Origin of the sequence: Bradyrhizobium sp. PRIMUS42 (genome assembly GCF_023006515.1) — a bacterium.
In the GTDB taxonomy this organism is placed as follows: domain Bacteria; phylum Pseudomonadota; class Alphaproteobacteria; order Rhizobiales; family Xanthobacteraceae; genus Bradyrhizobium.
In genome coordinates this window covers 1-457 of sequence record NZ_JALBGZ010001596.1, presented here as the reverse complement: position 1 = coordinate 457, position 457 = coordinate 1, and the positions used below count along the sequence as shown (strand labels likewise).

Annotated in this window: 1 protein-coding gene; it reads right to left on the bottom strand. The window is 67.4% G+C overall.

Annotation, left to right across the window (positions count from 1 at the left end; translation table 11 throughout):
- A partial coding sequence (locus tag MOV75_RS41835) for a YbfB/YjiJ family MFS transporter (protein ID WP_247008740.1) occupies positions 1-457 on the bottom strand: 457 nt, incomplete at both ends.

The window sequence follows — 457 nt, the reverse complement described above, 5'->3', positions numbered from 1 at the left end:
CCAGGCCCAGGGCGTGACGAAAGCGCTGAGCCCGATCAGGCTCCAGAACGCCGCCTGCGCCGCGGCCCCGCCGCCACCGTCGCGCACATAGGCGATCATGAAGGTCATGTAGGCGATGTAGCCGGCGCCAAACAGGAAGTAGCCGGCGAGATAGATCAGCACGGGGGCAATCGCGAACGCGACGTGGCTACCTTCGGAGAAGCGGACGCTGCTCTCGATGCGGATCAGGAACAGCGGGATCGTCATCGCGACCGACAGCAGCGTCAGCGCCCACCACACGATCCACCACGAGCCCGGCCCGAAATATTGCAGCGTGAACGGGGCGATCAGCCCCGAAGACAGAATGCCGATGCCGGGCCCGGCATAGAACAGGCTCAGCAGGAAATTGGCCCGCTCGGGGCGTGACTGGGCGATGGTCGCAGCCAGCGCGCCGCCGGCGACGAAGCCGGCTGCGGCG